This window comes from Kordiimonas laminariae (assembly GCF_023008165.1).
Taxonomy (GTDB): Bacteria; Pseudomonadota; Alphaproteobacteria; order Sphingomonadales; family Kordiimonadaceae; genus Kordiimonas; species Kordiimonas laminariae.
In genome coordinates, this window is sequence record NZ_JAKQZA010000003.1 from 474,070 (window position 1) to 495,131 (window position 21,062).

Below are 21,062 nucleotides of genomic sequence, written 5' to 3' on the forward strand. Positions count from 1 at the left end.
CACTCGTATGCTACGATCGACCCAAACGAAATGCAGGAGAGATGATTAAACCGGGAAGTCCAGGGAGGAAGCAGTGTTTAAAATTAAAGGTAGGAATTTCTCTGCATCAAAGAAACAGCTCTTGAGCGGCATATGTTTATCAACATTAGCGATGTACCCTCAGCCGCTGTATGCTCAAGATCAAGATGATACCGCCACATCTGATTCAGGTCTTGTTATCGAAAATATTGTGATTTCCGCGCGGAAACGTCAGGAAAGCCTGCAGGAAGTACCACTCTCGGTGCAGGCAATCACCGGCGACAAGCTTGAGAACGAACGTATTGATAACGTTGAAAACCTGATCGGCAGAGTGCCCAACTTATCATTAAGCTCAAACCTGCTTTCTCCTGGCAACGATTTCCTGAATATCGTTATCCGGGGTGTTGGCTCCCAAAGTGCCGGCGCACCTGCTGTGGGCACCTTTGTTGACGGCGCTTTTGTGCCAGCCCTTTCTTTTGATATTGGCTTTCTTGATGTGGAGCGGGTTGAGGTACTCCGAGGACCGCAAAGCACATTGTTCGGGCGTAACACGCAAGGTGGTGCGCTTAATATCGTGCTCAAACGCCCAGATGAAGAAACCACAGGTAAGGTCGCTTTCACGGTAGATGAATTTGAAACGGTACGTGCTCAGGGCGCTATCTCTGGTCAGATCAGCGAAAACTGGTTTGGTAGTGCGGCTATTGATGTGTCCCGCACAGACGGTTACCTGGAAAACCCGGTGCTCGCGAACCAGAATGGTGCCAACGGCAACGGTAGATCAGTTTCTGCGAACGATGGCAGCAAATTCTCGGGCCGGGGGGCGCTACGCTACAAGCCCAATTCAAGGCTTGATGTAAATCTTGCTGTGGATGGTTCATACAGAAAAGGCCTTGATGGTCACCCTGGCGTGCCGCGCGGTACCGAAGAGTTTATTGTGCGCAGTGATTTTCAGATCGATGCTGAATATGAAAATTATGGTGGCGCATTAAATATTGATTATGGGTTCGAAAATGTGGATCTCACGCTTATTTCCGCATACCGCCATGTATCCAGTGAGCTGCCTTTCGATTTCGACGGGTCTCCGGAACGCGGCCCCAATTTTCAAGATCTTCAAAGTTCACAAGAAATCCTCTCTCAGGAAATTCGCCTTTCTGGTACCTTTGATGATCAGGTGAACTGGATCGTCGGTGGATATGCTTTTTCTGAAAATTCAGAAACACGCCGCCGTATTCAGTTCCAGGACCTTATCTTTGGCTCCCTGCTTGTTGACGCGCAAGATCAAAAGCTGGACCGCAAGGGCTTTGCCTTGTTCGCCGATGCGGTATGGGAAATCACTAATCGGTTGGAACTGCAAGCGGGTATTCGCTATGCCGATGAAAGCGTAGATTCTGAAATCACTCTCGATTTTACGGCCCCCCTTATTGGCCTGGCTGTGGATGAAGTAGGCACTGGTACCGTAAGCGATAGCAATTTCTCCCCTGCTGCGTCGCTTCGCTATAATATCAGTGACGATTTATCAGCATACGTTCGGTATGCTCGTGGCTTCCGTGCTGGCGGTTTTCCCGCAGCACCTGCCACCGCAGTTACTAATTTTTCTTTCCAGTCAGAAACGTCAGACAACTATGAATTTGGCTTAAAGGGCAAACTTGCAAATGGGCTTGTGAACTTTGATCTGTCTCTGTTCCAAATTGATATTACAGACCAACAGGTAACCACGTTGGTATTCATCAATAATGATCCAAACCTTCCGGTAGCTTCTGTGGATAACGCAGGCCGCAGCCGCTCTCGCGGGTTTGAGGCCAATATCACAGCACGCCCAACGTCCAATTTTGAATTCGGGATAAGCGCCGGGTATGTAAACGCTGAATTCCGTGAATATATCGATACGGTTGGTGCGGACCGTTCTGGCGAAAAACTACCTTTTGTCCCTGAATGGACCCTGCAAGCTTACGGTACCTATACCATCCCACTCGGGACTTGGGGTGAACTCGATCTATCCGCAAAATACCGCTATGTGGATGATATTCTTTCAGGCAGCGGAGTAGACATTGATCTCCAGTTCCCTGTGGAATCTTATGACGTGATCGACCTAAGCGCCGCAATCGTGGCTGATGATTGGCGGTTTGAACTGTTTGTTGATAACGTTACCAACGACTTTATTGAAACCCGCGTCTTCAACGCATTCTTCTTCGAGGAACCAAGACCATTTTCAGTTGTCTTACCACCTCGCAGAGCTGGTTTCAGAGTAAGTTATCAGTTTTAGTCGTTGGTAACGGTAAGGGAGTGGAGTGATGTATATTCAGGTCAACGGTGTGAAACTGTTTGTAGAAACTGTTGGGGCAAAACTTGGTTTCCGTGGTGATGAAACTATAGAACGCCCAACAATTCTGCTACTGCATGGTGGCCCCGGATTAGATCACTCTGTCTTCCGCCCTGCTTTCAAACCCCTTTCTGAGCATGCTCAACTGGTGATGTATGATCACAGAGGTTCCGGGCGAAGCGAAGATGGCCCAAAATCAAACTGGCATATGGACCAGTGGGCCGATGATGTGGCTGGCGTTATTGAAACGCTTGGCCTTCAGAAACCCATTGTACTCGGTACGTCCTTTGGCGGTTTTGTAGCTCAACGTTTCGCCGCAAAATATCCAGACCTATTGAGTGGGTTGGTTTTGATGGCTACCACCTACAAACCACAAATTGAAGCTACACTTGAGCAAATCCTGCTTGCAGGCGGCATGCACGCCTCAGCAGCAGCCAGCGATTTTTTCACGGACGCCGAACGCCCCGGCGTGGTTGAAAAATACTTTGAAACCTGCCTGCAATATTATGCCTATAAAGGCATAGACGCTGAAGCGATGGCTCGTATCCCTCCCAGACCTGAAGTGATGATGCATTTCTTCCGAAAGAGTGGTGAGATGTACCGATGTGATTTCTCAGAAGACTTAAAGAAAATCAATGTACCCACCCTGCTCCTTCACGGCGAAAAGGATGTAATTTTCCCACCAACACTTGCGGAAGAAACACTTAACCTGTTGGCAGCAGAGCGAAAACACCTGGCGCTATTTAAAGAAGGTGGCCATCTGCTTGAGCAAGATGTCCCCGATGATCTTGTTCAGACAATCACTAGATTTTTCGAGCTTAAGCAGCCTTCAGGTTAAAGCTCCAACTTCTTTCTATTTCGTTTTCTTGATTTCAGGATGTTTCTGAAAGGCTTTTGTTATGGCTTATCCACATGAACAGTATTTTTCGCAGGACTATTTTTCAGCCCGTAAAAAGTTCTTAAAGGCCGCTTCACAGCAAAATCTTCAAATCAAAAGCTTCCTCCATCCAGAAAGTGCAAAATCAGATCGTGATTTTGCAATAGATGTCGCAATCGCTGGCGATTTAAATGCTTCCAGATTGCTGGTTATAAACTCAGGCACACACGGCCTTGAAGGACTTGCAGGTTCGGGCATTCAAACGGGCATTATAGATCAGCTTGAAAGCTATAATATCAGCGATATTGCCCTTTGCTTTATTCATGCCCTTAACCCTTGGGGGATGGTTCACGCTCGACGCCAAAATGAAGATAATATCGACCTGAACCGCAACTTTATCGACTTTACAGCAACATCACCCGGCAATCTTTATTACGACCTGCTGCACGATAAGGTATGCATCACCAACCTGTTTATAGACAATACCGAAAATCCTACTGTACCGAAGCGCATCACCCGCTTCATTGATGCCCATGGCCTGCAGGCCTATCACGTTGCGCTATTTCAAGGGCAATACACCCATGCAAACGGTATTGGCTTTGGCGGCTGGAAACCAAGCTGGTCACGCCGGATGTTTTATCAGACTTTGGAGGAGTTTCGGAGAACTGCGGAACTGGTAACGGCTATAGATATCCACACTGGCCTTGGTGAATACGGTGAAGATATTATTATTAACAACAGCCCGCAAAATTCCACCGCTCTTCACCTTGCCCAACAGATATATGGAGAGAAACTGGTTTCAATTTCTGAAGAAGGCGCACTTCCTTACAAAACAAAGGGCGATACCTTTTACGCGTTCGAACAAGCATTCCCGAATGCACTCAATATCCCTGTAGCACTGGAGTTTGGCACATCCTCAGTAGATGACCTTATGCGCCTGCAAATTGAAGATAACTGGCTTATTCATCACGGGGACCTTCGCTCAGCCACAGGCAGAAGAATAAAAGACGAACTAAAACATTTCTTCTATCCAAATGACCCTAAGTGGCGACAAAACATCTTCAGTAAAGCCAAGCAGCATATTGATGCTACCATATCTTTTATAAAGGGTTTTGGGCCTCGTTCTTCTATTTAGAACCTATTACTGGCGCATTTGTTGTTGAACGCCGCATAACAAATTCAGATTCGAGAATTTGCGGCTCGTAAAACTCTTCATCATCTGAATTTCTGAGATCAAGAATACGCTCCACCGCAAGTTCAGCCATTTTCTCTACGGGCTGATGAATAGTAGTGAGGCTTGGAGATATAAGTGTCGCAATTGCAAGATCATCAAACCCAACGATTGATAGATCTTCCGGCACTCTGATACCGAACTTATTGGCTATGGTAATAACACTCGCGGCCATTTCATCATTTGATGCGAAGATAGCAGTAGGCCTATCAGGGTTGCTTAAAATACCGATGGCACAGTTAAGGCCGCTTTCAAATGTATAATTCCCAACCCGTGTCCATTCTGGGTTAATGGTTAAACTATGTTTTTTCATACTATCTGTGAAAGCCTGATGCCGCTCAATAGCATCAGCGTGGTCAGGATCACCTTTGATAAATCCAATCTTGCTGTGCCCCAGAGAAATCAGATAATTCACAAGAATAGAGGCTGCCTTATAGTTATCGATACCAATTGAGGCCGTACCTTCATAATCTTCACTAGGTGAAATACGAACCACAGGGATATTACGTTTAGCCAGCGCATCCAGCACTTGCGGATTGTCACACACAGGTGGCGCCAGGATAACGCCCTGCAGGCTCAAAGTATCAAGAAAACGGTCTATCCCCTCTTTATTATCCTGATTAAACAGTTCCACCACCAAATGGTATCCAGCACGCTGGCAAGCCTTCATTGCGCCGCGCTGCATATCAGACAGATACCCACCACTTGGATCATCAAACAAAAGGCCTATCAGAAAAGATTTTTCACCACCCAGCGACCGCGCATAAAGATTGGGCTTATAGTTGAGCGCAGCCACTGCCTGAAGCACAGCATCCTTCTTTTCTGCTTTGACGTATTTTTCATCGTTCAAAACACGGGAAACCGTTGAAACTGATACACCAGCTTTACGCGCTACATCTGTGATGGTGATTTTTGACAATATACTTTCCAGCCAAACTATGGATCAAAACTCTATGAAAACGCTTTCATTTATGCTTAGCTTAGAGGTGTAGTTTAGAGGAAAGTCAATAAAAATCAGTATTTTCTACTTGGGAAAAATTTTGCAGAACTCAAATAAACTCCCCTGGAAAACGCGGCTTGGATATGGCCTCGGTGACTATTCCCTTAATATCTTTTGGCAAGGCACAGCCTTGTTTTTATTTTACTTTTTAACGGAAATCAGTGGTTTCAGCCCTTATGATGCAGGGCTTCTTATCAGCCTCAGTATTCTGTGGGATTTAATCACTGACCCTCTAACCGGATATTTTGCCGAACGCCTTAAAACTGATAACCCCTATCTGAAAATCATCAAATATACGGCCCTACCGCTTTGCCTGAGCTTTACATTCCTCTTCAGTGCTCCACAGCTACTAGATTCAGAATATAATAGCTTTATAACATGCCTCCTTGTGCTGCTCTTATTCAGGACACTATATACGCTCATCTCAATTCCTTACTCTTCACTAACCATCCAGCTAACAAGCGATACGCTCGAACGAAATAAACTTGCGGGAATTCGAATGTATTTTGGCTTTCTTGGGGGCATGAGCGTTATTGTTATTCTAACTGCTGCACAAGATTTAGGGGTAAACGCTAAAAGCTTTTCCAGCGCAGTTGGCATATGCTCAGCCATTGCATTTCTGGGATTTCTCTTGTTTTATCATACTACAAAGCAAGCGATTAAGGTTACTGCCCCTATAAGCTCCCGGCAGACGATTCCACTGAAACAAACATTTACTGCATTTCGAAAAAACCGAGCTGCACTCATCCTGATTTCTATGATTGCAGGCGTTACCTTTGGTCTGAGCTTTATAATGGCAACTATTATTCACTATTTTGAATATGCTCTGGAGATGCCTCAATATGCTGGGTACGCACAAGCAGGATTTATTGGCATTGCGCTGATCGCTATCCCGCTTTGGTCCTGGGCTAACAACTACTTGGGTAAGAAATATACGTGGGTACTTGGTACTTTTATCACTTGTCTGGGGTTGTTCACACTAGCTTCTATGCCATCCTCACCCGTACTTGCTGTCACGGCCTATACAGTTACCGGATTTGGTAGCAGCCTCTACGGCATTTCAATCTGGACTATGATTCCGGATACAGTGGAATTCGGAGAGCACCAAACAGGTGTACGACTCGAATCGAGTATTATCGGCATTGTCTCAGCATTCCAAAAACTCACGATAGCTGCTGCATCCTTTGCGTTAGGTATCTTGATGGAATGGGCATCACCTTCTGTAGAATCCGCTCTAAACCTTGAGAAAATCGCACTTATTGTCGCTATCATTCCTGCAGCTACAATCATTCTATCAGCCATTATGGCGCAATTTTACCCCGCTTATGAAACTGAGCATCAAAAAATAACACAACAACTCACAACCTAATTTCCACACTCAAAACTGATGCATTTTTGCACATTGTTTTCTGAAAATATTTTCAGAAATACTTATATGTAATATTTTATATATAAATTTCAATTACTTAATATTTATGAAATCGCTTTCAGATAATATTTGACAAGTCTCACCTCACTACCTACCGTTTAGACACTTCGCCATCGTATGCCTGAAACAGATATGCGGATGCGAGGAACGGGAGGAAATTATGAAAACAACAAACCTACTGGCTGCAGCAGCGATTGCTACAGCTGGCATCGCGACCCCGTCCCACGGGGTGCAACAGGCTTCAACTGACGCCCCAGAGGAACTCGAAGAGATCATCATTACCGTTGATCGTAGAGCTCAGTCCCTTCAGGATGTAGCCAGCTTGGCACAAGCGTTCAGCCAGGAAGACCTGAAAAAACTAGGGATCGGGTCAGAACTAAGAAACCTGACCGTTGCCATTCCGGGAGTTAACATCTCCAACCAGGAAGGTAACATCGAAATCTTTATCCGTGGTGTTGGTACATCCAACAACACTGAGCTTGGTGATCCATCCGCCGCAACACACATCAACGGTGTATATATCCCTCGACCACGTGGGCTTGGCGCTATGTTCTATGATCTGGAACGCGTTGAAGTGAACAAAGGCCCGCAGGGTACAACACGCGGCCGTAACGCCGTAGCGGGCTCGATCAACCTTATCACAAAACGCCCGGTTCTGGGTGAAGTGGAAGGCTATATCGAAGGTGCGCTCGGCAATTTCGATTCTCGCGAATTCCAGGGCGCCATCAACCTACCGGTTGGTGATACTTTCGCAGTAAGAGCATCTGCATTCACCGAGTATCACGATTCATACTTCAACAATGCAGGCCTTGATCAGAACCTGACACCAGCTGGTGTTGAAGATGAGGTTGCTTTCCGTCTCTCTGGTCTTTGGGAACCAAATGATCGTCTATCTGTATTCCTGATGGCTGATTACGGTAAAGAAGGTGGTACAGGCTACCCTGGCGCAAATCTATTCACAGCTTTCCAGGCTGGATTTGATTTCGATGATCTGGATGCTCGCGACACAGTTAACCGCGGCTGGCAAGGCGAACTTGACAGTCAAAACTACGGTTTTCAGGCACAGATCTCATACGAATTTGATGGTGTAACCGTTACTTATTCTGGCAGCCGCCGTATCGTTGACTTTGAGCAAATCAACGCACAAACAGATGGTATCGCCTTCCCAGGCCGCGATCTAGCAGCTGTTGATTACGATAACTTCGGTAACGTTTTCTGGGATACAAATTCCAAATCAAGCGTACATGAACTGTTCTTCTCTTCTAACGATGAAGATTCTCGCCTGCAATTCTCTGGCGGTCTTTTCTACTTCAACGAAGATCAGGATACTGGCTTCTTCTCAACAGCTGACAACGGCTTCTGTTGTTTCTCTGGCGTAGAGTTTACAACAGTAACAGACAGTAACTCTAAAGCTGCTTTTGCAGATGTTACATACGCCCTCACTGATAACTTCCGCATCAAGGGTGGCCTACGCTACACTGATGAAGAGAAATCACGTGTTGGTGTTGGCGGTAACTATGCTCTTATCGCTGGTGGTGATGGCTTCGCTTGTTGCTTTAGTGCACGTTTCTCAACACCTGGTTTTGTACCAGCATTCCTTGATCGCCCGTCGCTTGCACCACCTACCAACGGTAACCCTGTTGATCAGGCGCAGTTCCTTCTGGATGGCGTAACAAACTTTGGCTTCCGCGATACCCTTGATGATCAGCTTCAGGCAATCATCAACGCTGGCGGCAACAATGCAGGTGCATGTCTAGACAGCCCAGTGAACGATGAACGTATTGATAACGGGTTCGTTGTATGTGGACCAGATAATACATTCAGCTTCCTTACTGTAACCACTCCTGGCCGTCAGGAAGGTACATTTGAGGCTGATTTCCTCGATTGGCGAGTTGGCTTCGAATATGACTATGGTGAAGATGGCCTTCTATACGGTTCCGTAACTACAGCTCATAAATCTGGTGGTTTTAATGATAGCCTTCCAGGCCCTGATGGCGGCGTTCTAAACGGCATTACTTTCGACAACGAGAAAGTAACATCGTTCGAACTTGGTACGAAGAATGTGTTTGACCTGAACGGTCACCGCGCAATCTTGAATGCTTCCGCTTTCTACTATCTTTATGATGATCTAGTGCTTCCTACGCAGGTATCACTCGGCGGTGAAGGTTCAAACGTTGGCCTTTCACAGCAGAATGTGAACATCTCTGACAGTACAGTTCTTGGTATCGAAGTAGAATCAGCGATTGAACTGGGTAACGGCTTCAACTTTGGTGCAAATCTTCTGTATCTGGATACAGAGATTAAAGACGGTGTTGTTTCTGATTTCCGTGCACAAGATTTTGGCAACTTCGCTAATACACCAGAAGCTGATCTATCAGGTAATCGTCTTGCGCTTGCATCCAAGTTCACAGCAATTCTTCGCCTCGGGCAAACAATTGATCTTGGCGCTGACAGCTTCGACTGGCTCGTTCTGGCAAACTACCGCTCTAGCTATCACCTAACTCCGTTTAACCAGCAGGACATTCAGTTCCGCGACGGTACAGTGGGTGATGCAGCGAGCCTTGGTTTTGCTGACGAACAAGATGGCTATGTTCAGGTTAACGTAAACGCTGGTTACAGCTTTGAAAACGGCGTTCGTGTTGAGGGTTATATCACTAACCTCTTCAATATCGATGCTTCTACAAAGTCTATCCAGGGTCCGAACCTGAACCTTAGGTTCCTTAACCTTCCAAGAACTGCGGGCGTACGCATCCGCACTTCTTTCTAAAAACTCAGAGACGTGGGCCACTGTATCGAGCGGGGCCGGCCCACCCCCTTAACATCCTCCTCTCACGGATTTAAGGGTTTCCTAGGGAGAGATTTTTATCTCTCCCTTTTTTTATCCGCTTAACAACGCCTATCTCAGTGATAGAGTTACATTTTCAGGGATTAAAAGCATGTTGCAAACACACACACTCTTTAAAGCAGCATCCATCTTGGCACTCAGCGTAGCAGCTTCGGCACATTTGGGTACAGCAGATGCCACAGCTGATCAAATGCAAGAAATACACCCTGAAGCCTGGCCTAAACTCACTTCGCCAATCAAACATGATCAAGCACTTGAAGACCGTATCAGTGTAATCATGGCGAAAATGTCTATTGAAGATAAAGTAGGCCAAACCATTCAGGGTGAACTTAGGCACCTAACCCCTGAAGACGTAAGAAAATACAGGCTCGGTTCAGTACTAAATGGCGGCGGCTCTCAACCATATGGAAAGAAGATTGCCACACCAGAAGACTGGCTACGCCTTGCAGATGAATTCTACGATGCGTCTATGGACACATCAGAAGGCGGCATTGCCATTCCTATTTTGTGGGGAACAGATGCAGTGCACGGCCATAATAATGTTAAAGGCGCTACTATTTTCCCGCACAATATTGGGTTGGGAGCAGCGCGGAACCCAAATCTTATTCGTCAGATTGGCCATGCTACAGCACGTGAAGTGCGTGTAACAGGGCAAGAATGGTCCTTCGCGCCCACCCTTGCGGTCGTGCGGGATGATCGGTGGGGTCGCACCTATGAAAGCTACTCCGAGCACCCCCAAATTGTTGCAGACTATGCGAAAGCCATGGTGGAAGGCATTCAGGGTGCGGCCAACACTGATACATTCCTGACCGGCGATCATGTGATCGCATCTGCTAAGCATTTCCTTGGAGATGGCGGCACTGATGGCGGCAAAGACCAGGGCGATAATATAGACAGTGAAGAAACCCTCCGGGATATCCATGCTGCCGGTTATGTAACAGCACTTGATGCTGGCGTTCAGACTGTAATGGCATCCTTCAGCGGCTGGAACGGCAGGAAAATGCATGGCAGGAAAATGCTGCTCACTGATGTACTGAAGGGCCAGATGGATTTTGACGGTTTCATTGTTGGGGATTGGAACGGCCACGGACAAGTACAGGGCTGTACTAACGAAAACTGCCCTGAGACCTATAACGCTGGCCTTGATATGGTGATGGTGCCGGAAGACTGGAAAGCGCTTTATCATAACACCGTTTCACAAGTGAAAGATGGTACTATTCCGCTGGAGCGCCTTGATGATGCAGTACGCCGTATCCTCAGAGTAAAAATTCGTGCCGGCCTTTTTGATGGTGGCAAGCCTTCAAGCCGGGCACTCGCCGCAAAAACCGAGGTTCTTGGGCATAGAGACCACCGCGCTTTAGCGCGACAAGCAGTAAGAGAAAGCCTTGTTCTTCTTAAAAATAACGATGGTCTTCTACCTATCAAGCCAAACAGTACAATTCTTGTAACTGGCGACGGTGCAGATAATATCGGTAAACAATCTGGCGGCTGGACCCTTTCCTGGCAGGGTAACGATAACCAGAACAGCGATTTCCCGGGCGGCACATCCATCTGGGACGGCATTAAAGAGGCAGCTGACAATAACGGTAGTAAAGCTACCTTAAGCGCCGACGGTTCTTATGCCGAAAAGCCTGACGTGGCTATCGTAGTATTTGGCGAAAATCCTTATGCCGAATTTCAGGGCGACCGGGATTATCTGGCATATGGTTCCAGTAAAAACAACGAGGTTGAACTGCTCAGGAAATATCAGGCCGCGGGTATTAAAACTGTTGCCGTGTTCCTGAGCGGTCGACCTCTTTATACAACGCCTGAGCTGAATGCCTCAGATGCCTTCGTAGCTGCATGGCTACCGGGCTCACAAGGCGCTGGAGTTGGTGATGTTATTCTTTCAGGCCAAGACGGAAATCCTTCCAATGATTTCAAGGGAAAACTAAGCTTCTCCTGGCCTGAAAGAGCTGATCAAGGCCCCCTGAACGTGGGTGATGAACACTATGCGCCGCTCTTTGCCTATGGATACGGTCTCTCATACACAGACAGCAAAAACCTCCCTGTCCTTGAAGAATTTGCAGTGCCGGAAACGGCTAACAGCGATTACTTCTTCAATGATGGCGTCGTGTCCCCGTATAAGCTTTTTGTAACCGCAGAACCAGCGTGGAGCCTGGAGATTGCGAACAATGGTGGTGAGCTTAAAGTTGCGGAACAGATCGCCGTAGAATTGGTAGACCGCAATGTGCAGGAAGATGCACGCCGTATCAGCTTCTCAGGCCAAGCCCAAGCCGCAGCAATGCTCAAAATCTTTGATACGCTTGACCTAAGCCGCGAAACAAACGGCGATATGCAGCTTGGCATGACTATTCGGGTAGACAGCAAACCAGAGGGCCCGGTTTATCTGGGCATGGGCTGCGGCAACGAATGTTTTGGCGGCGTTGATATCGCAGAGCGCCTATCAAACTTCACTACTGGAGAATGGGTCAACGTCAACGTACCTCTCAAATGTTTCCGCGCTGCAGGTGCTGATATGGAAAAGCTGGAAACACTATGGCGTGTTGGTACCGATAAACCCTTTGCTTTCACTATCAACAAAGTAGGGCTTGTACCGCCACAAGCTGATCTCAGTTGCCCACCTATAATCAAAAAAATAGACGGGATAAAACAAGACTAAAGCACCATAACGGTCAGTTGGTTGGGCTGGTTTGCCGGAATTCTCATAGTGTGCGATACTCTATCGGTGTCGCACACAGGAATTAAAGGCCACCAGATGAAACACCGTTCAGCTGCTCAACGTATTTTCGTGATAACGATGATATTGCTTTCCGTGCCACTTGTAGCCATGCAGTTCACAACTGAAGTAAACTGGAGTGCGGGTGATTTTCTGGTAGCCGCCATTCTCATTGCTGGTGCTCTCTGCACCTATGAATTTATGACCTTGAAATCCAGGCAATATTACTACCGTATTGCCGCAGGTTTATCAGCTCTCAGTTTTTTGCTTTTGGTTTGGGTAAACCTTGCTGTTGGGATTATTGGCAATGAAGCCAATCCAGCCAATCTGGTATATTTTGGTATATCTATCGCTGCAGTGGTTGGTGCCTTGATCAGCCGTTTCAAACCCACAGGGATGAGCTACACACTTATTGCCACCGCTCTCTTACAAGCAGCGATAGCTCTTACAGTATATCTGGCAGGCTTGGGGCAGATATTCATGTTATCAGCCGGGTTCATAGCTATTTGGCTGGTAGCCGCATGGTTTTTCAGAAAAGCGGCTACACAAACACCATCATTCTCTTAATACTCACGTCCCCGTAGAGATGGCAAAACGTGCCCGGTAATCTCTCGGCGTTAATCCCATTACCTTATGGAATATCCGGCGAAATGCGCCCGGGTCCTGGTAACCCACCTGCCACGCGATCTGATCTACACTTTGGCTCGTAAGTTCCATCAATTCTCTCGCTTTCCCGATTCTGAGGTGCTGCAAATACTCAGATGGACTAAAACCTGTGGCCTGCTGAAAACGGCGTATAAAGGTGCGACTAGACAAGCCGGAAAACTCTGTCATTTCCTTCACTGTAATTGCCTCCACAAACCCAGACTGGAGCCACTGCTGTACTTTCAGAACTGCACTATCACCATGAGACAGAGAAGGCGAAAAAACACTATAAAAACGTTGTTCTCTTTCACCGGGATCAACCAGTAAAAATTTCGCCGTTTTGAGCATAATGGCTGGCCCTAAAAACCTATCTACCAGCTTAAGCCCCAAATCAATCCATGCCATAACGCCGCCAGCGGTGATAAGGTCGCCATCATCCACAAGCATACGCTCAACATTCAGTTCAACATCAGGGTAGCTGCTTTCAAATTGGCTCGCCAGATCCCAATGGGTGGTAGCCGTACGTCCATCAAGCAAACCTGCTTCAGCAAGCAGGAACGCACCAGCACATACCGAACACATTAAAACGCCGTCGCCATATAATTTCTGAAGATCAGCTCTAAATATACCGGCGGTACTGAGAATATCTCCATGCAAACTTGGCGGCAGGATAAGGGCAGACAAAGGGGCACACTTTTGGGCACACAGTTCGGTCAAAACCTCTATTTTCAGGGGTCTGTGCCCAAAAGTGTGCCCAGCCTCCCTGTGAAGTCTCTCAGCCGTTTCAAACAGATCCAAAAGCCCATAAACCGCCGCATTTTGCGCCCCGGGATATTTAAAAATACCAATATGAATATCAGGTGATGTTACCATATGGCAGATTTAGCATGAAATATGTCACATATGCCAATCCTCAAACCATCCCAAGCTTCTTATTTTAGCTTTCAAGCAATAAGGAGACCCTGAAATGAGCAATCAAGCCCTCATCATTATCGATCTGCAAAATGATTATTATCCCGGCGGAAAATGGGAACTACACGGTATTGAACAAGCTTCTGAAAACGCTGTAAAAATCCTTTCTAACGCTCGGGAAAAGAACCTCCCTGTTTTCCATGTGCATCATGAATTTCTGATGGAAAACCCGCCTTTCTTTGCTCCTGGAAGCGAAGGTGCCAACATCCATGAAACGCTGAAGCCAATAGAAGGAGAAGCAACAGTTCTCAAGCATCAGGTAAATGCTTTCCGCGACACCAATCTTAAAGAACTTCTTGATGAAAAAGGTGTTGAAAAAATAACCATTATCGGTGCCATGAGCCACATGTGCATTGATGCCGCCACGCGTGCAGCCGCAGATTACGGTTATCAGGTTACAGTGGTTGAAGATGCCTGCGCCTCCCGCGATTTGGAGTTTGAAAACAAGACGGTGAAAGCAGTAGATGTTCACGCAGCCTATATGTCAGCGCTCGGTTTTGCATACGCGAATGTGATCTCCACCAAAACTTATTTAGGTTAATGAGTTAGAGGAAAGGAAATCCCATGCCTGCAACACTTTACCATGCGCCTCTCGCCTGCTCACTAGCTGCTCGTTTCGCAGCCGCTGAAGGTGGCGTACCGCTTGATATTGAATACCTGAACTTGCGCACCAAAGAGCTGGAAAAAGGTGGTTCATTTCTTGATGTAAACCCACTTGGGCAGGTTTCTGTGCTCAAGCCAGAGGATCAGCCATTCATCACTGAAACTGCAGCTACAATTTTGTGGATCCAGTCTCAATCAGAAAATACCTCTTTTCGTATAGACCCGTCCCATCCTGACTATTTCCAGATGATACGCTGGCTTGGTTTCTGCGCCACAGAGCTGCACAAACAAATCTTCCGTATCGTTTTTTACGGCGAAGCAACGGATGATGTGAAAGACCGAATTCGGGATTTAGCGCCTCAGCGATTTGAATTTCTTGATAGGCATCTAACGGACAGACCATATTTGCTCGGCGACCATTTCACAGCAGCAGATGCATATCTTACATGGTTTTTCGTTTTATCGGACCGCGCTCAACTTGACGCTTCAGGCTATAAAAACCTAAGCGCATACAGTGAGCGTACATTAAGCCGTCCGCTTATTGCAGAGCTTATCATAAGCGATACTGCAAAAGACGAAGCAATGAATCAGCAAATTCTACCCAAATAGCCAAAAGCAATAACATCTACTTTATGGTGTTATTGCTTATCTCTTTGATATTTTAGTTAAAACAAATTTAAATCAATTGCTTCAATAACTTATATAAATTCTTCCAAAAAAATTCCCACATTTTCGCCACAATTTAGACAAGCACTAAATAATCAATTAGTTGTGATCACATCCTTATTGACAACTTATTGTTTTATTCGACTAAATCTATCCAAAGTTTAGCCAGTAATAAGTCAAATTCAATCGTGGGGGTTGAGTGTGTTTCGTAGTGAAGCTCTAAATGCACAAAAACAGAAGGTACACGGAGATGTGTTTCTAACGCAGCCCATACCTATCACCACGATTACACTTCTGATTGCTGCTATCGTTACAGTGTTAATGATTTTATTGTTTACAGGCTCATATGCACGAAGCGAAAGAGTTGCTGGTTATCTCGTCCCTTCAAAAGGCCTCGTTAAAATACAGGCCAGCCAATTTGGTGTTCTCCAAAATCTCTATGTGAAAGAAGGCAACCTAGTTGAAGAAGGGCAAGCCCTTGTAGATATTTTAATTGCCCCTAATGCTGCGGATGGAAGTAGTTTTATTGATCGAGGCCTCGCGGCTGTTCAGCATCAATACACCTTAATTGATACCCAAATCACACTTGAAGAAAACCAGCTGGAATCTGAACTGGCAAAACTGTCATCAGATCAAAAAGAGCTTACGCTCCGCATTCAATCTTTAAACCAGCAATTAGGTATCCAAAGAAAAATCACAGCGTCCGCTGAAGCAGCCTACAAGGATGTTCAGGAAATTCTCGGCAAAGGATACATCAGCAAGGTTGAATCTGAACGCCGCCATCAAACATGGTTGGCACAACAAGCACAGGAACAGTTACGGGAGCAAGAACTTGTTGAGGCGAATGCCCGCAATGAGCAGCTACAAATCCGTTTAAATCAGGTTTCCACAGAAAGCCAACAACGTATTACCCGTCTGGCAAATCAAAAATCTGAACTCGATAGCCGTAAAGCGGAATTGGAAGGCAGACAAGCCTATACCATCACCTCCCCTGTAAAAGGGAAAGTTGTAAGCCTCTCCATTAGGAACGCAGGCAGATCTGTACAGGGTGGCCAACCTCTTCTGGCGATATTACCGGAAGGCAGCACCCTTGAAGCTGAATTGTTCGTGCCCAGCCGCGCAGCAGGCTTTGTAAAAGAAGGGCAGGAAGTTCAGTTACTCTATGATGCCTTCCCCTACCAACGCTTTGGTAGCCATGCGGCAACATTAAAAAGTGTCACGGAAACAATCCTTTCCCCAACGGAAACACTCGCTCCCTTTGAGATTCAAGAACCTGTGTACCGGGTGGTTGCCAATCTGAAATCTGATCAAATTGTGACAGGTGAACAGTCAATCAATTTACAGGGCGGCATGACCTTACAGGCAAATATCATTCTGGAACGCCGAAGTTTTATGGAATGGCTTCTGGAACCTTTGAAATCAATAGGAGCCTCAAACGATTAAAGAATTTGGTTTCTCTGAAACCAGATAGAGGCATCAGCCTCACATAACAAAGGCAATAATGCCAATTATCAACTTGTGGAGTAACAAACATGAATAAATTTGAAGAACTAAACCTGATTGAACTTGATCTTGTAAATGGTGCAGGCAATGGCCTTTTTGCCTCTGAAGAAGATGCTATTGCATGTGAAGGCGATGAAATTACAAGTGTGGCTGACTTTGGCCCGCAAGGTAATACCATTTTCTTTGGCTCTTCTGGCAGTACAGGCTCCAGAATTCCTCGCTAATATCTCAAATACTTCAGGCTAAAATATGCAGTCCACACTCAATCTTTCCGGCAAATCACGCCTTCCGCTTATTCGGCAGAATGAAGCGGCTGAGTGTGGGCTTGCATCTTTAGCTATGGTGGCGGGGTATTATGGTTTCAAAACCGACCTCGCCACTTTACGCCGCAGATACGCGGCCGGGCTTCAAGGTATGACCCTGAGACATATTATTGAAGTGGCAACCAAAATGGAATTTGCCACGCGCCCAATTAAAGTACCCCTAGAGATGATTGATCAGGTAAAATTACCTGCCGTTCTTCATTGGGATATGAGCCATTTTGTGGTGCTTAAATCTGTTGGCAAAAACAAAATGGTGGTTCATGATCCTGCTCTTGGTGAACGAACCTATACCACTGAAGAATTTTCTGATCACTTTACAGGGGTTGCGCTTGAACTCACACCGTCAGAAACATTCGAAAAACGGGAAGAAAAAACCACACTTCGCCTGACAGATTTATGGGGCCGTATGTTTGGCCTCAAACGAAACCTCGTTCAGGTTTTCATTCTGTCTGTTGTATTGCAGCTTTTTGTACTCGCAAGCCCTTTTTATCTGCAAATTGCTGTGGACGAAGTGCTTACCAAATTTGATACAGACCTTCTTTTTGTACTCGCATTAGGGTTCGCTGGCTTCACCCTTATCAATGTACTTACACAAACTCTGCGAGGGTATGTGCTGCTCTATTTCGGTAGCATGATGAGTTACCAGATGGTTGGAAATCTTTTCCGACACCTTCTTAAATTGCCCATTGATTTCTTCGAGAAGCGCCATATTGGCGATATTGTCTCACGTTTTGGTTCCATGGAACCGATTAAGGCCATGCTCACAGAAGGGCTAATTGCCAGCCTGATTGACGGTATGATGGCTCTTACCACACTTGTGCTGATGTTTATCTACAGCCCTACGCTGGCTGCAATCGCACTTACTGCATGGGCGCTTTATCTGGTCCTTCGGATGATGTTTTACCGCCCTTTCCGGCAAGCGCAGGAAGATGCCATCATCGCACGAGCAAAAGAACAAACAACCTTTATGGAAACTGTTCGCGGCATGACCAGTTTGAAACTGTTTGGCGGTGAAAGCGAACGTACAGGCATGTGGCAGAACCGCTATGCCGAAGTGATCAATACCAATGCCAAAAATTCAAAGCTCGGCATCTGGTTTCAGAGCGCAAATTCAGGCATCTTCGGCATTGAACATATCATTCTTATTTATGTGGCAGTGCAGATGGTATTAAGCGCTGATTTTAGCGTGGGAATGATTTTTGCCTTTATGGCGTACAAACGGAACTTCACCGATAAAGCAACAGCGCTTGTTGAAAAGGCCATAGAATACCGCATGCTCAGCCTGCATCTTGAGCGTATCGCAGATATCGCCCATGCGGAACAGGAAGAACAGCCTCTGGATATACCGCAAACCGTTGAACAACCACCGCTTACGGGTGAAATCATCCTCCAGAATATTCGTTACAGATACGCTGACAACACACCGGACGTTCTTAAAAACGTGAACCTGCACATTAAAACTGGAGAATCTGTTGCGATCGCAGGCCCAAGTGGATGCGGAAAAACAACGCTGCTCAAGATTATGACCGGGCTTTTTAAACCAAATGAAGGCCAGGTGCTGCTCGGGGATACATCTCTTTCAGATTATGGACTTACCAAATACCGCAAACATATTGGTGTGGTTATGCAGGAAGATGATCTTTTTGCAGGTTCCATCTCCGAGAACATCGCCTTTTTCGACCCGGAAACCGATATGGAACGCGTGATAGCAGCTGCGAAAGCCGCCCAGATTCATAATGAAATCATGGCAATGCCTATGAACTATGAAAGCCTTGTAGGGGATATGGGTTCGGCCCTCAGCGGCGGCCAAAAACAGCGTATTATGCTGGCCCGCGCGCTCTACAGACAACCCAAGATCCTGTTTATGGATGAAGGTACTGCACATCTGGATGTGGCAACCGAGCACATGGTGAACCAATCAATCGCGAACCTCGGTATCACTCGCATCATTATCGCCCACAGGCCAGAAACCATCCGCTCCGCTAACCGTGTGCTGGAGATGAAAGGCGGTGAGCTTGCGGAACAAATCAACACACAACAGAATTTAGAGAGCTTCAATGCTGTCAGTGAACATTTGCAAACTACTGATAGCATGAAGGCAGGCATGAATGGTTCATCTCTGCAAACTGAAGGAGCGAATGGATGACCGCTAAACCATTCCATTCGCCCCAATCCATAACATGAAGAAATGGAGGCAGTCATATGACTGATAATATTGATAATTACAATGAAAATCAGATTGAAGAAATCAACTCTGAAGATACTACAAGTGTAAGTGGTGGTTTAAGCTGGGAAGAAATTTGGAAGAATGTAGAAGAGACATTCAACGAATTGATAGCCTAACAGTTCCTTGGAACTTTGGCACTGTAAGTCGAAATTTAACCCAATAAAACGGAGATAGTAATATGAGCATTACTACAGATAATCGCAATGACACCCAGATTCAGGAATTAACCATTGATGAAATCAATGAAGTTTCTGCTGGCTTAGGCATTAGATGCATTCGGGGGCTTTTAGAGGCTGTTGGCGCTATCGCGCTTATTGATGAATTTGCTGAAGGTTTCAAAGAAGGTTGGAACTCACCCTACGGATAAATACAACAATCATTTTAGTGTTAAATTCAAATGGAGATAAAGACATGATTAGAGAACTGAGTGATACAGAAGTAGCATTAGTAACTGGCGGCGGCATAATTCACGATGCTGGCAAATGGGTCGGCAGAGTTGCTAGGCACGCATATTATGATCTTGAAGAAAAAGCCCGCGCACTTGGCTTCTTTCTAGATTAATCAATAATGTTAGGCGGTGTAATTCTATGCCGCCCAACCTTCTTACCATACAAGGGCAATTTTATGAATAAGACGATTAATTCAAGTCCAAATATTACATATTTTTCACTAAGCCAGTCGATCATAACTCTTTTTATTTCAGTTATGATTTCTTTCTTATGTGTTTTTGCAGCATTTATAATTTGGCCCGATTTTCTTGAAACTAATGATGCATACTCTGGTGCACTGATTTTTTCTATTTTGATTATTACAGTTTCTTTGCTTCATTATAAAAAATTCAAAAGCGATACCCTCAAAGTAATGGGCATAACGAAAAAGCTTCCATATAGAGATATATTTACATATTCCTTAATCATTGTTATTTGCGCAGAAATTTTTTCCCAAATTTTTATAAGTGATTTTGCCGTTAAATCTAATGAATCCATAGCTAAAACAGAACTATGGGAAGCAATAATATTTTCAGTGGTTTTAGCACCTATCGCGGAAGAATTTATATTCCGGCAATTATTGTTTGTGCCTATGATTTCTAAAATTGGCGTGGTGCTGGCAACTATTTTAACTTCTTTAATATGGGCAAGTATTCATTATGACTATCCAGTCATGGCGCAATTTAGCATTTTCGGGGCGGGTTTAGCTTATTCTTACTTGCGGGTAAAATACAAAAGCATTCTTGCACCTCTTATAGCCCATGCGGTTCATAATGGAATACAGATTTATCTGATATTCAGTTAACCTATTCGCTAATGCAATTTCTCTCTTTCTTTTTTGCATGATGATCTGAATGCAAACCTTGCAAAGGCTTCAAGCGCCATTATAAAAATAACGATAACCAGAAGAGTAATACTTCGCGACCGCAGTTTTTAATCGTATTAACTGTGGTGCCAATTTGCAGTTATGTTTTTGGCAAAGATTTAGTACTCAAGCATAATTAAGTCTGACGCACTAAAGAGAACAGAAAATGCTCCAAATGAACGCATACTTTAAAACCGGATTACGCTTAGGCTTCAAGGAAGGGGTCTCTTTTGGTGTCTATATCGGGCTGGCTATCCTTGGACTCCTTTTAATTAAGAAATATTTTCTGTAATTCATCTATATGGAGATATAGCGAGTATTTCTTTGATGA

General features: G+C 45.5%; 18 protein-coding genes. 16 read left to right on the forward strand and 2 right to left on the reverse strand.

Annotation, left to right across the window (positions count from 1 at the left end; genetic code table 11):
• Positions 1–73: 73 nt before the first annotated feature.
• From MF542_RS08310 to MF542_RS08320, 3 genes are all read left to right on the forward strand, one after another.
• Positions 74–2,281: a TonB-dependent receptor gene (locus tag MF542_RS08310; protein WP_247017870.1), complete on the forward strand. Its 2,208-nt coding sequence runs from the start codon at positions 74–76 to the stop codon at positions 2,279–2,281.
• Between the two features lie 28 nt (positions 2,282–2,309).
• Positions 2,310–3,176 carry an alpha/beta fold hydrolase gene (locus tag MF542_RS08315; protein ID WP_247017871.1) on the forward strand — a complete coding sequence of 289 codons (867 nt, stop codon included), beginning with the start codon at positions 2,310–2,312 and terminating at the stop codon, positions 3,174–3,176.
• Between the two features lie 61 nt (positions 3,177–3,237).
• A complete protein-coding gene (locus tag MF542_RS08320) occupies positions 3,238–4,350 on the forward strand; it encodes a DUF2817 domain-containing protein (RefSeq protein ID WP_247017873.1) in 1,113 nt (370 codons plus the stop codon).
• Here the strand turns inward: MF542_RS08320 and MF542_RS08325 are convergent.
• Complete coding sequence (locus MF542_RS08325) at positions 4,343–5,365, reverse strand: LacI family DNA-binding transcriptional regulator (RefSeq protein ID WP_247017875.1); 1,023 nt, start codon at positions 5,363–5,365, stop codon at positions 4,343–4,345. The two genes, MF542_RS08320 and MF542_RS08325, sit on opposite strands and share 8 nt — an antisense overlap.
• A gap of 121 nt (positions 5,366–5,486) precedes the next feature.
• Here MF542_RS08325 and MF542_RS08330 point away from each other — a divergent pair, with 121 nt between their 5' ends.
• The 4 genes from MF542_RS08330 to MF542_RS08350 all read left to right on the forward strand — a co-directional run bounded on the left by MF542_RS08330 (position 5,487) and on the right by MF542_RS08350 (position 13,006).
• Positions 5,487–6,815: an MFS transporter gene (locus MF542_RS08330; RefSeq protein ID WP_247017877.1), complete on the forward strand. Its 1,329-nt coding sequence runs from the start codon at positions 5,487–5,489 to the stop codon at positions 6,813–6,815.
• 220 nt (positions 6,816–7,035) lie between these two features.
• On the forward strand, positions 7,036–9,642 hold the full coding sequence (locus tag MF542_RS08335; RefSeq protein WP_247017879.1) for a TonB-dependent receptor: 2,607 nt from the start codon (positions 7,036–7,038) through the stop codon (positions 9,640–9,642).
• Between the two features lie 169 nt (positions 9,643–9,811).
• Complete coding sequence (locus MF542_RS08340) at positions 9,812–12,382, forward strand: glycoside hydrolase family 3 protein (protein ID WP_281501586.1); 2,571 nt, start codon at positions 9,812–9,814, stop codon at positions 12,380–12,382.
• Between the two features lie 96 nt (positions 12,383–12,478).
• On the forward strand, positions 12,479–13,006 hold the full coding sequence (locus tag MF542_RS08350; RefSeq protein ID WP_247017881.1) for a hypothetical protein: 528 nt from the start codon (positions 12,479–12,481) through the stop codon (positions 13,004–13,006).
• 3 nt (positions 13,007–13,009) lie between these two features.
• On the opposite strand, the gene MF542_RS08355 is transcribed toward MF542_RS08350, so the two are convergent.
• Complete coding sequence (locus MF542_RS08355; RefSeq protein WP_247017883.1) at positions 13,010–13,768, reverse strand: GlxA family transcriptional regulator; 759 nt, start codon at positions 13,766–13,768, stop codon at positions 13,010–13,012.
• Between the two features lie 283 nt (positions 13,769–14,051).
• Between MF542_RS08355 and MF542_RS08360 the strand changes: the two genes are divergently transcribed.
• The 9 genes from MF542_RS08360 to MF542_RS08400 all read left to right on the forward strand — a co-directional run bounded on the left by MF542_RS08360 (position 14,052) and on the right by MF542_RS08400 (position 20,671).
• Positions 14,052–14,597 carry a cysteine hydrolase family protein gene (locus MF542_RS08360; RefSeq protein WP_247017899.1) on the forward strand — a complete coding sequence of 182 codons (546 nt, stop codon included), beginning with the start codon at positions 14,052–14,054 and terminating at the stop codon, positions 14,595–14,597.
• A gap of 23 nt (positions 14,598–14,620) precedes the next feature.
• Positions 14,621–15,268, forward strand: a complete 648-nt coding sequence (locus MF542_RS08365) for a glutathione S-transferase family protein (protein WP_247017901.1) — start codon at positions 14,621–14,623, stop codon at positions 15,266–15,268.
• Positions 15,269–15,526: 258 nt separating this feature from the next.
• Positions 15,527–16,768, forward strand: a complete 1,242-nt coding sequence (locus tag MF542_RS08370; protein ID WP_247017903.1) for an HlyD family efflux transporter periplasmic adaptor subunit — start codon at positions 15,527–15,529, stop codon at positions 16,766–16,768.
• A gap of 89 nt (positions 16,769–16,857) precedes the next feature.
• Positions 16,858–17,052: a hypothetical protein gene (locus MF542_RS08375; protein WP_247017905.1), complete on the forward strand. Its 195-nt coding sequence runs from the start codon at positions 16,858–16,860 to the stop codon at positions 17,050–17,052.
• Positions 17,053–17,077: 25 nt separating this feature from the next.
• Positions 17,078–19,297 (forward strand): peptidase domain-containing ABC transporter, encoded by a 2,220-nt coding sequence (locus tag MF542_RS08380; RefSeq protein WP_247017907.1) that lies wholly within the window; start codon positions 17,078–17,080, stop codon positions 19,295–19,297.
• Positions 19,298–19,353: 56 nt separating this feature from the next.
• On the forward strand, positions 19,354–19,494 hold the full coding sequence (locus MF542_RS08385; RefSeq protein ID WP_247017909.1) for a hypothetical protein: 141 nt from the start codon (positions 19,354–19,356) through the stop codon (positions 19,492–19,494).
• Positions 19,495–19,556: 62 nt separating this feature from the next.
• Positions 19,557–19,745, forward strand: a complete 189-nt coding sequence (locus tag MF542_RS08390; RefSeq protein WP_247017911.1) for a hypothetical protein — start codon at positions 19,557–19,559, stop codon at positions 19,743–19,745.
• Positions 19,746–19,789: 44 nt separating this feature from the next.
• Positions 19,790–19,939 carry a hypothetical protein gene (locus MF542_RS08395; RefSeq protein ID WP_247017912.1) on the forward strand — a complete coding sequence of 50 codons (150 nt, stop codon included), beginning with the start codon at positions 19,790–19,792 and terminating at the stop codon, positions 19,937–19,939.
• A gap of 63 nt (positions 19,940–20,002) precedes the next feature.
• Positions 20,003–20,671, forward strand: a complete 669-nt coding sequence (locus MF542_RS08400) for a CPBP family intramembrane glutamic endopeptidase (RefSeq protein WP_247017914.1) — start codon at positions 20,003–20,005, stop codon at positions 20,669–20,671.
• The last annotated feature ends 391 nt before the right edge of the window (positions 20,672–21,062 follow it).

What these genes read in the sequence shown, in the direction of transcription:
- MF542_RS08315 (WP_247017871.1), top strand. Translation starts at nt 2,310, where the DNA reads ATGTATATTCAGGTCAACGGTGTGAAACTGTTTGTAGAAACTGTTGGG.
- MF542_RS08320 (WP_247017873.1), top strand. Translation starts at nt 3,238, where the DNA reads ATGGCTTATCCACATGAACAGTATTTTTCGCAGGACTATTTTTCAGCC.
- MF542_RS08335 (WP_247017879.1), top strand. Translation starts at nt 7,036, where the DNA reads ATGAAAACAACAAACCTACTGGCTGCAGCAGCGATTGCTACAGCTGGC.
- MF542_RS08340 (WP_281501586.1), top strand. Translation starts at nt 9,812, where the DNA reads ATGTTGCAAACACACACACTCTTTAAAGCAGCATCCATCTTGGCACTC.
- MF542_RS08350 (WP_247017881.1), top strand. Translation starts at nt 12,479, where the DNA reads ATGAAACACCGTTCAGCTGCTCAACGTATTTTCGTGATAACGATGATA.
- MF542_RS08360 (WP_247017899.1), top strand. Translation starts at nt 14,052, where the DNA reads ATGAGCAATCAAGCCCTCATCATTATCGATCTGCAAAATGATTATTAT.
- MF542_RS08365 (WP_247017901.1), top strand. Translation starts at nt 14,621, where the DNA reads ATGCCTGCAACACTTTACCATGCGCCTCTCGCCTGCTCACTAGCTGCT.
- MF542_RS08375 (WP_247017905.1), top strand. Translation starts at nt 16,858, where the DNA reads ATGAATAAATTTGAAGAACTAAACCTGATTGAACTTGATCTTGTAAAT.
- MF542_RS08380 (WP_247017907.1), top strand. Translation starts at nt 17,078, where the DNA reads ATGCAGTCCACACTCAATCTTTCCGGCAAATCACGCCTTCCGCTTATT.
- MF542_RS08385 (WP_247017909.1), top strand. Translation starts at nt 19,354, where the DNA reads ATGACTGATAATATTGATAATTACAATGAAAATCAGATTGAAGAAATC.
- MF542_RS08390 (WP_247017911.1), top strand. Translation starts at nt 19,557, where the DNA reads ATGAGCATTACTACAGATAATCGCAATGACACCCAGATTCAGGAATTA.
- MF542_RS08395 (WP_247017912.1), top strand. Translation starts at nt 19,790, where the DNA reads ATGATTAGAGAACTGAGTGATACAGAAGTAGCATTAGTAACTGGCGGC.
- MF542_RS08400 (WP_247017914.1), top strand. Translation starts at nt 20,003, where the DNA reads ATGAATAAGACGATTAATTCAAGTCCAAATATTACATATTTTTCACTA.